We start from the raw sequence: 17,250 nt of genomic DNA, 5'->3' as shown, positions 1-17,250 counted from the left end.
CTGCGCTATATAATTTTGGTATCAAGCATAGACTCATAATGGTTGAAGAGAATCCATTCAATGAAGTGCGTGTCAGGGAGCCTCGAAAACCGAAAAAAAACTTTGCAGCCGCTTGCTGTAAGGTATGTACGTGAAGTCATGGGCGTATGTCGTAGATTTGAAACCGCGCAAGATGACCCGTCGAAGCTCTATCCAGCATGGTTTTGGGAGGCAGTAATTGAGACCTTCTATTTCACAGGTATTAGGCTAAATCAATTGCTACACATTAAAGCTAAGGACGTTGATCTTAAAAGAATGATCCTGGTAACTTCGTTTGAAGGATCCAAAACTTATTCTGAGTCCGTGGTGCCGATCGCAGATGGATTGTATCCTTACATTGCAAAACTGATGCTTGCAGCTCATCGTGGAGGTTTCAAACGTGAAGATCAGCTGTTTAATGTAAACCGCTTTTCACGTAGGCATCGACGCAAGGAGATGGACATAAATCAGGTCGAGCATTTCTTTAAGAGGCTGTCAGGGTTTTGTGGCACGCGGGTCACACCTCATCGATTCAGGCACACTCTCGGGACCGATCTCATGGAAGATCCTGATCGTAACATCCGAGTCACACAAATGATCCTTGACCACTCAAGTATGCGTACAACTATGGAATACGTTCATCCTAGCGTTGACTCCATGAGGAAGGCGCTGAATCAACGTCGATGCCCCTAGATTTTAGGCGAGCGATGGGCGGCCAAGAGGCGGCCGCTCATTCTCGCTACGGCCAGCTTGACAATGATGATCTCGGAATTCAAGATCATGCATGCCAATGTAGTGCAGGTGCGGTAGGCAATAAGCCAGCACATCATATCAGGCATGTTTTTTTCTTAAGCGGCTGAAATTAGGGTGGTTTTCCGACTCAAATAGTCCAACTGACTGTTAATCATTGGGTCACAGGTTCGAGTCCTGTTCGGGGAGCCAACGATGTCCTGCCTCTCGGCCGACCGGCCAATCGTTACGATAAAATCTGAGCCAAGTCATCAAATCGCCGCTGGCGGTTTTTTTTGTGTCTGCGACATGTGCAGCGCCTTTGTCCCGCTTCCGGGCCATTTGAGTGTGGCGACGTATTCCGCCGCTTCGGTCCCAGTTTCCTCTAGCTGTATAGCATCGACATCGCCGACATCATGTAGGGGTAGAGCACTAAGCGCAGGGGGCGACTGGAGTTTTCGAAAAGGCTCTGCGTAGAATGCCGCACTCGATCCCGAGGATACACAGGTTCTTCGGGATCCTTCATGCGCTCAGTCAGGAACGAGCGCCGTGGCACACGTCAGGGATGATCATGGGAATCGACGCTTGGCTGAGTATGGCGACTGTCGTCGCTGTTTTGGGCACGCTGGTGATGACGCGCATCGCTCCCGACGCCGTCGTCGTTGCCGCGATGGTGTTTCTCATATTCACCGGTGTGCTGACCCCTAGTGAGGCGCTGGCGGGGTTCTCCAACACCGGTGTGATGACCATCGCTGCCCTCTACGTTGTCGCCGCCGCTCTCAAGGAAACGGGCGCCATCAAGTGGGTTGCGGGGCGCCTGCTCGGTCAGCCTGCAACGCTCCGTCGCGCGCAGTGGCGGGTGATGCTACCAGCGTCACTACTCAGCGCGTTCATGAACAACACCGCCGTCGTCGCCATGTTCATTCCGGCGATTCAGGACTGGTCGAAACGCCTGCGGCTTCCGCCTTCCAAATTACTGCTACCGCTCAGCTACATTTCTATTCTTGGGGGCACCTGCACCCTGATCGGCACCAGCACGAACCTGGTGGTCGATGGGTTGCTACGTGATCGCTTGGGCGTGTCGCTCGGCATGTTCGAGCTCGCCTGGGTCGGTCTGCCGCTGGTGATCATCGGCGGAGGCTTTATCCTCCTCTTGGCTAAATGGTTACTTCCTCGGCGTGACGCCATCGATGCCCGGCTAGAAGAAACGCGCGAATATCGCGTCGAAGTGATCGTCGAGTCGGGTGGGCCACTGGTTGGGCGTCGCATCGATGACGCCGGTCTTCGTAACCTGCAGTTCGGTCATCTCGCCGCCATTGAGAGTAGTCAGAATGTCGACGACGAGATTCCCGTCGAGACCCGTCTGAATGGCGGCGATACCCTCATCTTCGTAGGGACGCCGGAGTGTGCGAGAGAGTTGCGTGAGATGCGGGGCTTGAGTCCGGCCAACGGCAACGTTGGTAAGCTCGGTGTCGCGCCGCAGCATCGTTGCCTGGTCGAAGCCGTGATCAGTCCAGACTTCACTGGTATCGGTACCACGGTGCGAGAAAGCCGCTTTCGCTCGCGTTTTCAAGCCAACATTCTTTCGATTTCTCGGCGGGGTCGCCGGCTCGACGGTAAAGTCGGTGATATCGAGCTTCAGATGGGCGACACGTTGCTGCTGGAGACGGACCGCGACTTTGTCGATCAGTACCGCTACCGCAAGGATTTTCTGCTGGTCAGTCAGCTTAATGACTCCACGCCGCCCAACTTCGAGAAAGCACCGCTGTCGCTGGGTATTCTGGGCGTCATGGTCGTGTTGAGCGCCTCTAATCTGCTTTCGATCCTCGAGGCCGCCTTTCTTGCTGCTGGACTGATGCTGATGACTCGTTGTCTAAGCATGAGTACCGCGCGGCGCTATATCGATCTCTCTGTGCTGGTGGTGATCGCCGCCTCTTTCTCACTCGGTGCGGCGATGACTCAGTCCGGTGCGGCCCAAGCTATCGCCGAGCTTGTCGTTCTGCACATTGACTCACCTTGGGTGGCACTGGCATTCGTCTACGCGATGACGGTGCTGTTTACCGAGATGATCACCAATAACGCTGCCGCCGTGCTCATGTTCCCCATTGCGCTCGCCGTCGCTGGCCAGCTCGATGTGGACTACATGCCGTACGTCATCGCTATTGCGGTCGCAGCGTCGGCGAGCTTCATGACTGCGCTGGGTTACCAGACCAACTTGATGGTGATGGGGCCGGGGGGATACCGCATGCACGACTATTTCAAACTCGGTGCGCCGCTGAGTGTGATTGTCGGCATGATCGCGGTGTCGCTGATTCCTCAGATTTGGCCGTTCTAATCTACTGTTCGGCGTTGTTGACGAGGCCTCCGCGATCGACGGTGGGGCCAGTTGTCGTCAAGCGAAGCTCACTTCCTGAATGTGGGCGTTGGGAGGGGGCGCATCGCGACTCGCCCAAGCTAAAACCACGGATTCCGTAGGAAATTTGCCATTACGGGATCAAATTCCTAATGTGTGAAATGTTACGTACGTTAACCATTTCGAGCGCGCCGCTTGCCATATCCGTGGTGTGAAAGGTAGGCATCTCGCGGAGAGCACCATACAATCGTTGTGTTTCACACCATCGATTCAGCCGAATCAAGGTACCACCATGACAGCGCTCGAGGGTCTCTGCCGTCTTCTCCCTTCCTCTCGTCTTCCGTACCGATTCGAAGTCCACGGCGTCACGCCATTGGCGGGTATGTCAGTCCGCTCGGCGTCGAGGTGCACACGTCGGGCGTCGCCATTTGGCCTCCGGGGTTGCTACGGTTCATGGACAAAAGAGCAAGGTCGGCGTGCTTTTTTCACCCATCAGGTTGAACAAACAGATCAGGTTGAATACACAAGATGTCTAACGTTCTCGACGGGGTTTCCGGCAGTGTTGGCCGGCTTACGAAGTGGCTCCAGATGGGCCTTGTTGTCGCAGCCGTGACCGGCTGTGCATCTCAGAATCATTATGGCGGTAACAATGTCGGTGCCATGCCCGGTGCCGCGGCTGTCGGCCCGGAGATCTCCTCTTTTCTGGACAATGCCACGCCCGGCACCATCGGCGCTTTCCCCAAGAGCCCATGGGGCTCCAATGTCTCAGTCATCGTCAATGAGCGTTACTTCGCCGGCAGTGGGCGACTCTGCGCCCATCTGGACGTCTCGCGCAGCATCGGCGCTCAGGATGTGAGCCAAGCCAAGGTCGCCTGTCTGGTCGAAGGTCAGGGTTGGTACTCCCAGCGTCTCGTTACGCAAGTGCTGACGGGTCCCAGCAATCCGTAACCAAATTCGGATCCTTTTTTGACCCGCGCTGCGTGTAGAGTTTCTGGCGGCGAGGGTCGCGCTGGAGTCGAAGGGGGCCTTGCGCTTTTTTACCCTTGGCTCGTTTGGCGCGCTTCATTGGAACTGCCACATTCACTTTGTAGTTGGCCCACGTGGTGGCGCCAGTCGCGATAACACAACAGGAAGTCTTGCATGAAACATGCAGCATCGTTCTTCCGGGCCGGGTGCCTGGTGGCGGTAGCGTGCCTGAACGCGCCCTTGGCAGGCGCGCAGACCTTCGGCGGCAGTATCTTGCCCCAGGATCAGCAGGCCCAATCGATGACCAGCCAAACACAGGAGCAGGGCGCGAGCGGCGAGCAAACGGGGCAGGGTGTTGACGATACCCCCCGGGCCAACTGGAACAGTGCCAATTATGGGCCTATTGACCCCAACGTGGCGCCTATCGATCCCAACAGGCTGCCGCCGTTCGGCGCGAGTCTCTTCTCCGGTGGTTTTCGCGGTGTGATGGCAGACGGCCTGAACCCCGGATACACCATCAAGCCGGGCGATCAGGTCAACCTTCGCGTCTGGGGCGGCACCGAGCTGCAGAGCGTGCTCACCGTCGATTCCCAGGGGAACATTTTCCTGCCGGGGATCGGCCCTCTCAACGTACAGGGCACCTCCAACAGCGAGCTCAATTCCCGGGTGACCTCAGCGATCAAAACGGTCTATCCGGAGAACGTGGAGGTTTACACCAATCTGCAGGGCGTGCAGCCCGTGGGCGTTTTCGTCACGGGGTATGTCACCAACCCCGGGCGCTATTCGGGGACGCCTAGCGACTCGGTACTCTACTTTCTCGACCAGGCCGGCGGCATCGATCAGGCGCTCGGCAGCTATCGCCAGATCGTGGTCAAGCGTAACGGCCGCACAATCGAGACCGTCGATCTCTACGACTTCCTGATCAACGGCGACATGCCGCAGACCCAGTTCCGCGATGGCGACACCGTCGTCGTCGAAGAGCGTGGCCCGGCAATTGCCGTGGTCGGTGACGTCCAGAAGCCGTTCCGCTACGAGCTGGCCGGCGAACGTCTTACCGGCGGTGATGTCAGCGATCTCGCTCGCCTGCGTTCCGGCGTTTCTCACGTGTTGCTGCGCGGCGACCGCCCCGAAGGCCCGGTAGCGCGATATCTCACGTTGAACGAGTTTCGTGACGCCGATGTGCAGCGCGGCGATGAAGTCGTCTACAGCTCGGATCAGCGCAGCGAAAGCATCGTCGTCCAGGTCGAAGGCAGCTATTACGGCCCGTCTCGCTACGTACTGCCAAGGGATGCGCATCTCGGCGAGTTCCTCAACGCTATTAGCGTGCCCAGCAACATGACTAGCTACCAGGACGTCTCGATTCGCCGCGACAGCGTTGCCGAGCAGCAGCAAGAATCGCTCAATGAGAGTCTGGACCGGCTGGAACAGACCTATCTGGGCTATCCCTCGCGTACCGCTAAAGAGGGTGAAATTCAGGTGCGTCAGGCTGAGCTGATCCAGCAGTTCGTTCAGAAAGCGCGCCAGACCCAACCGACCGGCCGGCTGGTCGTTGCTCGCGGTGACAGCGTTGCCGATATCCGTCTGCAGGATGGCGACGTGGTCACTATTCCGGAAAGCTCGGATTCCGTGCTGCTGAGCGGCGAAGTGACGATCCCTCAAGCGATGGTCTTTACCCCGGGAATGAGCGCAGAGGATTACATTCGGTCTGCCGGTGGCTTTACTCCGCGAGCCGACGACGATCAGGTGCTGGTGGTCCACCGGAATGGCGCCGTCATTCGCGCAGGTGATACCGATGTTCGCGCCGGTGATGAGATCCTCGTGTTGCCCGCCGCGCCAACCAGCAACATCGAACTGGCGACCAGCATCACGCAGATTCTTTATCAGGTAGCGGTGGCGACCAAGGTCGCGCTGGACCTGTAAGTGTCTCTTCAAGTCAAGCAGTGTATGAGCGCCTGCCCGGCTAAGTGTCGGCAGGCGCGGGAACGTTAAATGGCGCCAAATACGGAACACATTCATGATTCCACCCGTCATCCCATGCGGGTCGCTTGGGATGTTTGGTCAGCGATGTATCTCCGAGAAATGATTGCGAGAACCATGGCGGATCGCATGGCCTGGTTCTGGATGATCTTCGAACCGGTTGCGACGATCGCCGTGATGATTTTTATCCGTGCCTACATTCGGGGTGGCCAAAACATTACAGGGGCAGAATTTATTCCCTGGATGATTGTTGGGTTAATGGGTTTCTATTTGTTCAGAGAAGCCATGATTCGACCTATGGGCGCAGTGGAATCTAATAAGGGGCTCTTTACCTATCGTCAAATCTTACCAATTGATCCTGTGTTGATACGGTGCTTTGTAGAGGGGATGATTCGCAGTTTTATTTTTCTACTATTCATAGTTATTGGCTCTTTGCTAAAGATCAATATGATTCCGGATCACGCTTTTGGGGTGATGATGGACTGGCTCTCGCTCTGGATGCTGGGTGTCGGGCTTGGCGTTTTGCTTTCAGTCGCCTCAGGTTTGATTCCAGAAGTTGGACGTATCGTGAAAATCATCACTTTGCCGCTACTGCTGATATCCGGTGTCATCTTCCCGGTCACTTATGTGCCCGCACAGTATCAGCAGTACCTGCTCTGGAACCCGATCGTGCATGGCATCGAGAGCATGCGGTTGAGTTTCTTCGATAGCTACCACTCGATCCCCGGAATCGACATGACCTATCTCTGGTTCTGGGCGCTTTCGACACTCTCATTAGGACTGGTCATGCATGTCCGTTTTGCATCGCGTTTGAAGGCAATATGAGCTCATGATCGAAATCCGGAATCTCTACAAACGCTACCACGGGCCTCACGGTGGTGACTGGGTACTAAAGGACGTCAATCTGGTCATTCCCAATGGGGTTAGCGTCGGCGTGGTGGGCCGAAACGGGGCGGGAAAGTCAACGCTGCTACGCCTGATCGGCGGTATGGATACACCGGATAAGGGCCGCGTTATTCGTAAGGGACGCGTCTCCTGGCCAATCGGCTTGGCTGGCGGCTTCAAGGGCTCCATGACCGGCCGCCAGAACGTCAAGTTCGTCGCTCGCGTTCACGGCATCAAGAAAAGCCTTCAAAAGTTGATCCAAGAGGTCCAGGACTTCGCCGACATCGGTAAGGCTTTTGATGACCCTGTCACGACCTATTCTTCAGGCATGCGAGCGCGTCTCGCCTTTGGGCTCTCGCTTGCGTTCGATTTCGATATCTATATATCGGACGAGGCGACCGCCGTGGGTGATCGTGCGTTCAAGGCGAAGGCGAGGGAGGCATTTCAGCAGCGTGTGGATCATGCCAGCCTCATCATGGTCTCTCACGGTGAAGGCACCCTGAAACAGATGTGCCAAGCCGGCATCTTCGTCGATCAGGGCCATGCCCAGTGGTTTGATCGCATAGAAGACGCCATTGGCGCATACCATCTCTCTACGGGCGTGATGACTGATGTTGCAGACGAAGACGACGAAGAAGAAACACCAGTCGAGCAATTGGATGCCACCAGCCTTAAAGCTCAGCTTCGCTCCCTTAGGCAAGAAATAACCACACTTCACAAGCAGCACATTATCTCGGAGTATCGGCTGGAGACGGCCACTGACGAAGATGAGGCGGCCATCTTGCAGGAAGAAACCGAATTGCTGCATCGCAAACATCGATTGGCGAGAAAGCGGTTCTCAGAGCTTAAACAGCATGAGCAAGCATCGGCCGGAAGATAAGGCCAGTACTTAGCTCCGGATTTAAAGAAGCGAATTTAATGAAATTTTTAGTAAAGCAAAAGTTGAAAAGGCATCTTCACTGGGTTCTCTGCCTAGTCGCTATCGTGCTCGTTAGTCTCTACTGGGCCGTATGGGCCAGTGACCGCTACGTATCGCATGCCCACGTGGTATTGGAAAGCCCACAGCTCTCATCGCCGGACTTGAGCTTCAGCAGTCTGCTTTCTGGCGGCGGAGGTGCCAACAACGCGGATATGCTGCTGCTGAGGGACTATCTCCGTTCGGTCGACATGCTGCAGTACCTGGTGGAGAATGCCAATTTCCGCGAGCACTACGCCGACGGTGGTGGTGACTTCTTCAGCCGCCTGAGCGATGAAGCGGCACCGTTAGAAGAGCTGCACGACTATTACCTCAAGCGTGTCTCGGTCGAGCTCGACGAATATGCCGGCGTTCTGCGTGTCGACGTCGAGGCGTTCAACCCAAAAGAGGCCAACTTGATCGCCAATCTTCTGCTTGAGCGTGGTGAGCAGCATATGAACGATATGGGCCGGCGCTTGGCAGAAGAGCAAGTTAAGTTTCTCCAGCAGCAGGTCGATCAGCTCCAGACGACTTTCGAGCAGACTCGTCAAGCGCTGGTGAATTACCAGAACGAAAACGGGCTGGTATCGCCTACGGGGACTGTCGAGAGTTTGAGCAGTGTCGTGTCGACGCTAGAAGGCCAGCTAGCAAGCCTGAAAGCGCAGAGAACCGCATTGAGCAGTTTCCAGAGCGCGAGCTCTCCGGAAGTCGTGCGGGTCAAGAGCCAGATCAATGCACTGGAAGGCCAGATTGAGGAAGAAAAGCAGCGGCTGGCGGCTCAGTCAGGGGATGCGCTGAACTCGCTCTCCTCGGAATATCAGCGATTACAGTTGCAGGCAAAATTCGCCCAGGAAAGCTACTCCGGCGCGTTGGCTGCATTGCAGAGCACGCAGGTCGAGGCGGCGCGGAAACTCAAGCAGCTCTCTACGCTGCAATCCCCGACGATGCCGCAGTATCCGGAACAGCCGGAACGTCTGTACAACATTGTCGTGTTTGCCGTTATTGCGCTATTTATCGCGTTAATCGCCAACATGCTCATTTTGATTGTCAAAGATCATAGAGATTAAAACCGAGACGAATATGGAAGCTCAAATACACTCTGACAAGGATCAGTCATTGGAAGTGGCTCGCAACGTGTTCTGGGAGCAGGCCAAATCGTTACAAACCATTGGCGAATCGCTGAATGGCGAAGTCTCGTTAGCAGTCAATCTCATGCACAAGTGCACTGGGAAGGTCATTATCTCGGGAATGGGAAAATCCGGGATTATCGGAAAAAAAATCGCCGCTACGTTGGCATCGACCGGTACTCCTAGCTTTTTCGTACATCCGGGTGAAGCTTACCATGGCGATCTCGGCATGATCGGGGCAGACGATCTAGTCGTACTGATCTCCTATAGTGGTGAAACCGACGAGGTGGTGAAGCTGCTGCCTTACATTCGCCACATTCAGGCAAAGAGCATCGCGATCACGGGCAATAGTGACTCGACGCTTGCCATTGCCGCAGACGTCCATCTCGATGTCTCCGTGGAACGTGAAGCCTGTCCTAACAATCTAGCGCCGACCACTTCAACCACTGCAACGCTGGTGATGGGAGATGCGCTTGCCGTTGCGTTGATGGATCGCAGAGGCTTCATGCCGGTCGATTTCGCCCGATTCCACCCGGGCGGGTCGCTGGGCCGTAAACTGTTGACCCAGGTCCAGGAAGTCATGCACCCCGTGCCCTCCATCCAGGAGGACGCTTCGTTTGCGAATGTGGTTCACCAGATCAGCGAGGGTGGTAAAGGTATCGTCTGCATTCTTTCTCAGGCCGGTGATTTGGTAGGGGTCGTTACCGATGGTGACTTGCGTCGAGCCATAGAAAAGCACGGGAATACCGAATCTCTCATTGCCCAGGACATCATGGGCAAAATGCCAACGACCGTACCCAAAGGCGCCAATCTCTATGAGTGTGAGGGATTGATGCGTGAAAAAAGATTGACCTCGCTAGTTGTCGTAAACGATCAGCTAAAACCGGCTGGCGTTATCAAAAGTTTCGATGCTTGATAGTTAAGGAATAAACGAATGAGCAAGGTCACCAAGTTAATCAAGCATCCAGTCAAGTTTTTTGAAGATGCCGCAAAGAAAAAAAAAGAGATTGCTAAATTGTCCGGCGTAAAGAATCCGGTCTTTGCGTTTAGGATAAACGATTGGAAAAGGCCAATAATTGAGGCCTGGATGCCGGATAAGACCTTTATCTATGTTCCCTTCAAAGCCAACCAAGTCGAGCTGGAAAAAAAATGGTTGCCACTCATTGAAAAAACAACAGATGCAGAAATACTTGTTTGGGGCATGAATCTCCCTAAAGCAATTTCAAATACTACCAAGCCTATAAAGTATGTCGAAGACGGATTTATACGTTCAGTAGAGTTGGGGTCCAAGCATACTCCACCATTGTCGCTGAATTTTGATTCTAAAACTCCATATTTTGATGCGACGAAAGAGTCTGACTTAGAGTGTATTCTTTCCAGCTACGATTTTGAGTCAGATGCAGAGTTAATGGCTCGCGCAGAAAAAAACATCCAAAATATTCTGACGCTGGGTATAAGCAAATATAATAATGGGCGTCGAAAATCTCCTGAAGATATTTACCCTACTAAAGGCGGCAAGAAAAGAATTCTTGTGATTGGGCAGGTAGAAGATGATGCTTCAATTATCTATGGCTGCTCGGAAAATTATAACAACAATGATCTGGTAAAACTAGCTGCTTATGAAAATCCTGAAGCGGATATTTATTATAAGCCACATCCAGATGTGCTACATAATCGTCGGGAAATGCTCTCAAACCCGAATGAAGTTAAGAATATCTGCGAGTTAATCACAGATAATATTGCAATAGCTGATGTTCTTTCAAGCGTTGATCATGTATATACCATTACTTCTCAAGTTGGTTTTGAGGCTCTCTTGAGGGGTATAAAGGTTACAACCTTGGGCTGCCCATTTTATGCCGGTTGGGGGTTGACCGATGATAGACAGAAAAACAAGAGACGCACGCGGAAATTAACAGTAGAGCAAGTGTTCGCAGCTTCATATATTTTATATCCTCAGTATTTTGATCCAATACACAAGAAATATACTACTTTAGAGAAGACTGTTGAATATATACAAAAGCTGATCGAAATCGCTGAGCATCGAAAACCTGTTAAAAGTATTAAAAAGGATAAAAGCGCCAGTGCTAGCACTGGTGCTGAGAAAAAAATTACTGCATCGAAGTTAACCGGTCCTTCCGTACCGGATTGGTACAATGCTGAAATGGGATACGAGTTGGCGAAAGCGTTTGAGTCTCCTAAGCCAATGTATTTGTTTATTCCATGGATCTCTGAACACTCCAACTCTTTAATCAAAAATATATCTTCCGATGACTACGATATAGCACCACTTGACTTCGTAAAAGATTTGTCTTCCAATCGCAGAAATGTATTAAAGTTCGCCAGAGAAAATCCAGATGTATATAGGCGAATGATTGTGAGGAGACTTATACCACTTCGGCATAAGTTGGTGGGAGTAATTTTTACTTTTGACTGGGCACCAGTTATGAGGATAATCTCGCATGTTTGCGAGGAGCTAAATATTCCTCGTATTCTTATACCCCACGAATCAGTGTTTGTAGATCAGAATAAGTATTACTGGGATCCAAAGTCATTTGCTTCTCAACCTTTGGCTGATATCACGCTTGGTTGGGGAGGGTTGCAGAAAGCTATTTTCACAAGTCGCGGTTATCCACAAGATAGGTTTGTTAGCGTTGGTGCGCCTAAGTTTGACAAGTATGTTGACTACAAACCTAAGCTAGAAAGGGCTCAGTTTTATCGGTTGTTTGGTTTGGATCCGGGTGTTAAAACTATCCTTTTTGCTTCTCAACCCTTGGATTCCCAGCTAGATATGCGCATCGCTCGTGAATCTCAGCGTAAAGCAATATCAGATTTGTTACTACTCTGCGAAGACCTGGAGTTGCAATTAATTGTGCGCCTCCCGCCATCCAAAGATAATATCTTAGGAGAAGATCTTGATAGTAAGCTAAAAGTGTCAAGTGTCTCTGCTATAGACGATGCGTTGTGCTACATGGTCGCTCCGGAAGAAGCTATTTATCATTGTGACATTGTTTCCTCTGTGAATAGTACTATGCTTTTTGAAGGCTTTTTGATGGGGAGGATGCCTCTTTCTACTAAATACGTTGAATTTGATCAAATTTGGGATAATTGCAACTTTCCGATTGCTAAAAATCATAAAGAAGTAAGACTGTGCCTTGAGGAATATTTAAATAACGGTTTTATTCCTGATCCAAAGGGTTTGGCTTGGGCGGCAGATATGTTTTCTAATGGCGCCTTTGATGGCCAGTCAAATGTTAGAATTAAAAACTATCTGATGTCCTGGTCAACTTTAAGCAATAGATCACTTCAAAGTTCCTCCCTTGAAAAAATCTTTAACCAAGAAAGGGTGGATATTGTTGGCATTCCTTCGGGCGAAAGTACTTGGACTGGTACCCAAAAATATTTATTACCCATGTTGAACGCAAACCAGCGTGTACAATCCGCTAAAGGATTAGAAACAATTTCGGAGCTAGCCTCGGTAGACGTTTTTGTTCAATGGGGAATTACAGAACGTACGGAAAAGAAAAAACAGGTTGAGGTTAAGAAAGCTTTAGGAAGACACCTGATTTATGTCGAGGACGGGTTTATTCGATCATTAAGGTTAGGTTTGTCTGGGGAGCCAGGATTATCGATTATACTTGATGATACAACATCTTATTATGACGCGACCAAAATATCTCGCTTAGAGCGACTGCTGGAGCATGGGCCAGATTTAGACCCTGTGGAGTTGGAGCGGTCTAAAGACTTAATTGACAATATTATAGTTAACCGCATTTCAAAATATAATCATGCGCCAGATCTTAAGTTGGATATAGGCAGCCCAGATAGACCTAAACTTCTCTTGATCGATCAACGTTATGGAGATCAGTCAGTAATATCGGGGATGGCTGACGAAACAAGTTTCAGCAAGATGCTTCATGATGCAATAAACGACTATCCGGATTACGATATACTGATCAAACAGCATCCGGATGCTATAACCGGAGGGAAAACGAGCTATTTCAACAATGACTTTTTGTCTTGTACTAAGTTCTGTGACAATGTCTATATTGTTGACTTTGATGTAAACCCTCATGTCTTATTTGATACTGTGGACGAGGTGTTCGTTGCCACTTCCGGGATGGGTTTTGAAGCACTGATGAGAGGTAAAAAAGTTCACTGTTACGGAGTTCCTTTTTACTCTGGTTGGGGGATAACAGAAGATAAAAAAACAATAGCGCGTAGGACACGCCGAAGATCGGTATATGAGATCTTTCATTTCGCCTATGTCGTTTTAAGTAGATACTACGACCCAAGCCAAAATAAAAGATGCGAAATTGAATCTTTAATAAAATACATATCAAATAATAGGTAGTGACTATGGACTGGCAGAAAAATCCTATTAAATATAACCCCAGATTGATCAAAGGGGTCGTAACCTCCGAAGCGCCTTGTTCAATCGCAGGTGCTATGCATGGAACTTGCAAACTTGGTTACATGTCATACGTGGGGAGAGGTTCGGAAATCTATAATACGACCATCGACCGCTATTGTTCTATAGCTCCAAACGTATGTGTGGGCCCTACCGATCATCCAACTGATAGATTATCCACTCATCTTTTTGCTTTTAATAACAGTGGTCCTTTCACGGGTAACCCGTTATTTGAAAATATCAGATCAAAGAAGGGGTTGGAGAACAGGGCGGCGAGGAACCACATTGGTAACGACGTCTGGATAGGTCGTAATGTTATAATTCGTAGAGGAATTACCATCGGGGATGGCGCTATTATTGGATCCGGATCTGTGGTGGTTAAAGATGTCGAACCTTATTCTATAGTCGGTGGAGTGCCGGCGACGCTTATAAAATATCGTTTTTCCCCGGCTCTAATAGTTGAGTTGAGTGAGGTTAAGTGGTGGGATTACGATTTTTCATCTTTGATTCAAGAGAAAAATGATCTGAGTGACGTGGCCTCTTGCTGTCGAATTATTAAAGAAAAACGGCTGCCGCAGCTTAAACCTCGAGTTTTTGAACTGACCATGGAAGCTATTAACGAAATTGGGTGATGGAGATTATGTACGATTCAAAGCGAATAGCAGTTTGTTTGTCAGGGCATCCCCGAACATTTAATGAAACTGCTGTTGAGTTTGAAAAATTATTCGGCAGTAGAGTCGATTTTTATTTTTCTACGTGGTCTCACCCTGAGGCCTTTGGGCTCGAAAAAATTTTTAGCGAGAATGGTCTCAGGCTGGTTGGATACGAGTATGTCGCCGAACCTGATTATTCGCGTAGTGAAAGGTTGATTCTCGAAAAATTTTGTGACACTTATCCAGATTTTTTTATCTTTAATCAATGGTTTGGTGTTAAACGTGCCATCCAGTTGATGGCCAATTACGAAGAAGTAATTGGACGGAAATATGATATTGTTTTTCGTGCAAGATTCGATCTGTCTTTCGATACTTCTATTGAGTCGATTTTCAAGAAGTCGGATCAAGAGTCTATAAATTATCTTGAGGCCGTTTCAAAGGGCAGTGATCAATTCATGTTTTCTACGAGAGACAACATGATGATTTTTACCAAGTTTGAGGAGTGGTTGCAAAACTATCCCAATAAATATGGTGCGAAATATGGTTTTTATGCTAGCCCTCTAGTTAAAGCCTTTGCTTTAGATTCTGGTTTTTCGATAAACAAAATTGATGAAAAAATGACTGTGGTCAGAGATAAACCTGGCTCTGCGAGATTGCGCCGTGAACAAAGAAGTAAAGATTATATCGCGGCTAAATTTCCAGATTTGTCAGGCCGAGTATGGACAGGAGACAGAGCAGTCAAGGGTCTGGCCTCGCCGGCACCATGGGATCAAGGATACTATGCAAATCCTGAAGCTTTATTTTTGTTAAACGGGTTAAGGTCTAAATGAAAAGATTGATTGTTGATCTGGATGATACGGTTTCATTTACCACAAAGGGTGATTATGTTAACTCCAGTCCCAATCAACCTTTGATAAGGAGGTTAAAAGATTATAAAAAGGTTGGTTTCGAAATTGTCATAAATACTAGCCGAAATGTGAGGACCTATTCGGGAAATCTTGGCAAGATAAACGCCAATACATTGCCTGTTATTATTGAATGGCTTGACAAACATGACGTTCCATACGATGAGGTTTATGTTGGCAAGCCATGGTGCGGTCATGAAGGATTTCATGTCGACGACAAAGCTGTCAGGCCAGACGAATTTATTAATCTATCTTACGAAGAACTCAGAGCGTTGACGAGTAAGCCTAATGATCCTGATTAACTCAGCGGGCTACGTCGTTCCAGAATTACAGGTCGAGTATGGAAAAGTACCAGCTTGCATGCTGCCTCTTGGCAATCGGTTATTGCTACAACACCAATTACAAATTGTCGAAGAAAGCGCGCTAAGTGATCAACGAATTATCCTGTCTTTGCCAGCCAGCTATTCTATCAGCAGCCCGGATAGAGCGTTTTTTGATTCCAAAAATATACTTGTCGTTCGCGTTCCTGACGAATTCACTCTTGGTGAATCCGTTCTTTATGTTTTGAACTCGTCGGGTACTGTGGATGAAGAGTTGTATATGCTTCATGGCGACACCTATTTGCAACATTTTCCTGATGATCTGGACGTTGTCGGTGTCAGTCAAACTACGGAGAACTATAATTGGCAATTGGAAGAGATTAGCGAGGATAGCGAGCTGATGGCTGTCGAGGACGACGGCGAAAATGATGTAAGTTATAGTTTGGAATACCTGACGCTTCCTCCGCTTAATGAAGTTTATGTTTACGGGCTCAATCCGTCGTTTTATTGGAAAAAAATATTCTCATTGGTAGGTACTATACTCACGGATTTTCGTAGTCAAATGCCTGACTCGGAAGTGCTTCATAATTCGGTAAAATCGGATTTTGAAGTACTCATTCGAGATAAAACCTTCAAGAGGCTATCTCAATTTGCTCAATCCGGAATCTATACTCTGGACACTCCGGTACGCTATAATAACGAGCCTCTTGGCACTTTGAAAGAAATAGCCTCACGCTGTATTGATAAGACGCTTTTATTGCCTCGGCTACCCGCTTGGATCCACGGCGATATGTGCTTCAGTAACATGCTGTTTGATTCTCGTGCCGATAATTTAAAGCTCATTGACCCGCGGGGGATCAATGACCGGGGCGAGCTTACCGTATATGGTGATCAGTGCTACGACTTGGCTAAACTCTTTCATTCGGTCGTAGGCATGTACGATTATATTATTGCCGGGCGGTACCGTCTTGAGATGCTCGATGCCTTCAACATGAATATCGAATTCGATGTTAGCGATCGTCTGCGTACTATACAGAAGCTTTTTTTAGATGCCGAGTTTATCCCCGGTTTATCCACTCGTGACGTTCAGCCGCTTGTCGTTTTGTTGTTTCTATCAATGTTGCCTTTGCATTCCGACAGGCCGGACCGTCAAGAGGCGATGCTCGCGAATGCACTACGGCTGTATGCAGAGATCAAGGAGACGCATTCATGATTGTCATTCCTATGGTAGGTGCCAGTAGTCGTTTTTTTAAAGCGGGATACGACAAGCCTAAGTATCAGCTCCCACTTTGGGGCGAGACCGTTTTCTATTGGGTAATGCGCTCATTTTCCAGGTATTTTAATCAGCAACCTTTTTTATTTATTCTCCGGGATGATTACCAGGCTAGGGAGTTTGTCCAGGCTGAAGCTTCGCGGCTGGGGATTTCCGATTTTTCGATTGTCGTCCTCGAGGCTATGACACAAGGCCAAGCAGATACCGTCGCGCAGGGCCTGCGTGAAGTTGCTGACGAAGAACCAATTACTATTTTTAATATAGATACACTACGGTATGAATTTGACCTGCCTGACTTCGTCAAAGATAGTGACGGCTACTTGGAAGTCTTTCACGGGGAAGGTGATCATTGGTCTTTCGTGAGGCCGGGAGATGACTTCACAGTTTTGCAGACCACGGAGAAAGATAGAATTTCCGATTTGTGCAGCAATGGACTCTACCATTTTGCGTCAAAGAAGTTGTTTTTATCAGCCTTTGAAAACGCCATCGACAACGACATCAAATCAAAAGGGGAGTTTTATGTCGCTCCTTTGTACAACTTTTTAGTTCAAGACGGCAAAGATATTCGCTATTTAGAAGTGTCTTTGCTCAATATCGATTTCTGCGGTACGCCAGAAGAGTATCAGGCGCTCGTTGATCGTGGGCCTGTAGTAGACTAAGAGGAAGTGAAGTTGAGCAACG

14 protein-coding genes are annotated in these 17,250 nt (G+C 49.6%); all 14 read left to right on the top strand.

All coding sequences use genetic code 11. The annotated features are described in order from the left end of the window. Positions 1-60 precede the first annotated feature (60 nt). The 14 genes from DOM41_RS17975 to DOM41_RS15510 all read left to right on the top strand — a co-directional run bounded on the left by DOM41_RS17975 (position 61) and on the right by DOM41_RS15510 (position 17,228). The gene (locus DOM41_RS17975; RefSeq protein WP_110687780.1) at positions 61-711 is read left to right on the top strand and encodes a site-specific integrase; all 651 of its coding nucleotides are present in this window, start codon (positions 61-63) and stop codon (positions 709-711) included. 607 nt (positions 712-1,318) lie between these two features. Continuing rightward, positions 1,319-3,082, top strand: a complete 1,764-nt coding sequence (locus DOM41_RS15565; RefSeq protein WP_110688039.1) for an SLC13 family permease — start codon at positions 1,319-1,321, stop codon at positions 3,080-3,082. A gap of 546 nt (positions 3,083-3,628) precedes the next feature. Continuing rightward, positions 3,629-4,048 (top strand): DVU3141 family protein, encoded by a 420-nt coding sequence (locus DOM41_RS15560; protein ID WP_110687779.1) that lies wholly within the window; start codon positions 3,629-3,631, stop codon positions 4,046-4,048. A gap of 192 nt (positions 4,049-4,240) precedes the next feature. Further along, complete coding sequence (locus tag DOM41_RS15555; protein WP_110687778.1) at positions 4,241-5,986, top strand: polysaccharide biosynthesis/export family protein; 1,746 nt, start codon at positions 4,241-4,243, stop codon at positions 5,984-5,986. Between the two features lie 69 nt (positions 5,987-6,055). Continuing rightward, complete coding sequence (locus DOM41_RS15550) at positions 6,056-6,868, top strand: ABC transporter permease (protein ID WP_188112420.1); 813 nt, start codon at positions 6,056-6,058, stop codon at positions 6,866-6,868. A 4-nt stretch (positions 6,869-6,872) separates the two neighbouring features. Further along, positions 6,873-7,808 (top strand): ABC transporter ATP-binding protein, encoded by a 936-nt coding sequence (locus DOM41_RS15545; protein ID WP_110687776.1) that lies wholly within the window; start codon positions 6,873-6,875, stop codon positions 7,806-7,808. A gap of 38 nt (positions 7,809-7,846) precedes the next feature. Next, the gene (locus DOM41_RS15540; RefSeq protein WP_110687775.1) at positions 7,847-8,950 is read left to right on the top strand and encodes a KpsE/RkpR family capsule polysaccharide export protein; all 1,104 of its coding nucleotides are present in this window, start codon (positions 7,847-7,849) and stop codon (positions 8,948-8,950) included. Positions 8,951-8,963: 13 nt separating this feature from the next. Next, a complete protein-coding gene (locus tag DOM41_RS15535; RefSeq protein ID WP_110687774.1) occupies positions 8,964-9,926 on the top strand; it encodes a KpsF/GutQ family sugar-phosphate isomerase in 963 nt (320 codons plus the stop codon). A gap of 18 nt (positions 9,927-9,944) precedes the next feature. Further along, entirely contained in the window at positions 9,945-13,361 is a 3,417-nt protein-coding gene (locus tag DOM41_RS15530) for a capsular polysaccharide export protein, LipB/KpsS family (protein WP_110687773.1), read from the top strand. A 5-nt stretch (positions 13,362-13,366) separates the two neighbouring features. Next, positions 13,367-14,050 carry a CatB-related O-acetyltransferase gene (locus DOM41_RS17970; RefSeq protein ID WP_110687772.1) on the top strand — a complete coding sequence of 228 codons (684 nt, stop codon included), beginning with the start codon at positions 13,367-13,369 and terminating at the stop codon, positions 14,048-14,050. Next, positions 14,050-14,901, top strand: a complete 852-nt coding sequence (locus tag DOM41_RS17590) for a hypothetical protein (RefSeq protein WP_157956957.1) — start codon at positions 14,050-14,052, stop codon at positions 14,899-14,901. Before DOM41_RS17970 ends, DOM41_RS17590 begins: the two co-directional genes overlap by 1 nt. Beyond that, the gene (locus tag DOM41_RS15520; protein WP_110687771.1) at positions 14,898-15,278 is read left to right on the top strand and encodes an HAD family hydrolase; all 381 of its coding nucleotides are present in this window, start codon (positions 14,898-14,900) and stop codon (positions 15,276-15,278) included. The genes DOM41_RS17590 and DOM41_RS15520 overlap by 4 nt, the downstream gene beginning before the upstream one ends. Continuing rightward, entirely contained in the window at positions 15,265-16,509 is a 1,245-nt protein-coding gene (locus tag DOM41_RS15515; protein ID WP_157956956.1) for a hypothetical protein, read from the top strand. The genes DOM41_RS15520 and DOM41_RS15515 overlap by 14 nt, the downstream gene beginning before the upstream one ends. After that, positions 16,506-17,228, top strand: a complete 723-nt coding sequence (locus DOM41_RS15510; RefSeq protein ID WP_110687769.1) for a glycosyltransferase family 2 protein — start codon at positions 16,506-16,508, stop codon at positions 17,226-17,228. The genes DOM41_RS15515 and DOM41_RS15510 overlap by 4 nt, the downstream gene beginning before the upstream one ends. The last annotated feature ends 22 nt before the right edge of the window (positions 17,229-17,250 follow it).

The sequence above is a fragment of the Salinicola aestuarinus genome (assembly GCF_003206645.1).
GTDB classification, from domain to species: Bacteria; Pseudomonadota; Gammaproteobacteria; order Pseudomonadales; family Halomonadaceae; genus Salinicola; species Salinicola aestuarinus.
This window is presented reverse-complemented; position numbering and strand designations above follow the sequence as displayed.

Bases quoted from the DNA above. Each gene is read 5' to 3' on its own strand.
- DOM41_RS17975 (WP_110687780.1), top strand. From the start codon at position 61: ATGAAGTGCGTGTCAGGGAGCCTCGAAAACCGAAAAAAAACTTTGCAG.
- DOM41_RS15565 (WP_110688039.1), top strand. From the start codon at position 1,319: ATGGGAATCGACGCTTGGCTGAGTATGGCGACTGTCGTCGCTGTTTTG.
- DOM41_RS15560 (WP_110687779.1), top strand. From the start codon at position 3,629: ATGTCTAACGTTCTCGACGGGGTTTCCGGCAGTGTTGGCCGGCTTACG.
- DOM41_RS15555 (WP_110687778.1), top strand. From the start codon at position 4,241: ATGAAACATGCAGCATCGTTCTTCCGGGCCGGGTGCCTGGTGGCGGTA.
- DOM41_RS15510 (WP_110687769.1), top strand. From the start codon at position 16,506: ATGATTGTCATTCCTATGGTAGGTGCCAGTAGTCGTTTTTTTAAAGCG.
- DOM41_RS17970 (WP_110687772.1), top strand. From the start codon at position 13,367: ATGGACTGGCAGAAAAATCCTATTAAATATAACCCCAGATTGATCAAA.
- DOM41_RS15540 (WP_110687775.1), top strand. From the start codon at position 7,847: ATGAAATTTTTAGTAAAGCAAAAGTTGAAAAGGCATCTTCACTGGGTT.
- DOM41_RS15530 (WP_110687773.1), top strand. From the start codon at position 9,945: ATGAGCAAGGTCACCAAGTTAATCAAGCATCCAGTCAAGTTTTTTGAA.
- DOM41_RS15515 (WP_157956956.1), top strand. From the start codon at position 15,265: ATGATCCTGATTAACTCAGCGGGCTACGTCGTTCCAGAATTACAGGTC.
- DOM41_RS15545 (WP_110687776.1), top strand. From the start codon at position 6,873: ATGATCGAAATCCGGAATCTCTACAAACGCTACCACGGGCCTCACGGT.
- DOM41_RS17590 (WP_157956957.1), top strand. From the start codon at position 14,050: ATGGAGATTATGTACGATTCAAAGCGAATAGCAGTTTGTTTGTCAGGG.
- DOM41_RS15520 (WP_110687771.1), top strand. From the start codon at position 14,898: ATGAAAAGATTGATTGTTGATCTGGATGATACGGTTTCATTTACCACA.
- DOM41_RS15535 (WP_110687774.1), top strand. From the start codon at position 8,964: ATGGAAGCTCAAATACACTCTGACAAGGATCAGTCATTGGAAGTGGCT.
- DOM41_RS15550 (WP_188112420.1), top strand. From the start codon at position 6,056: ATGGCGCCAAATACGGAACACATTCATGATTCCACCCGTCATCCCATG.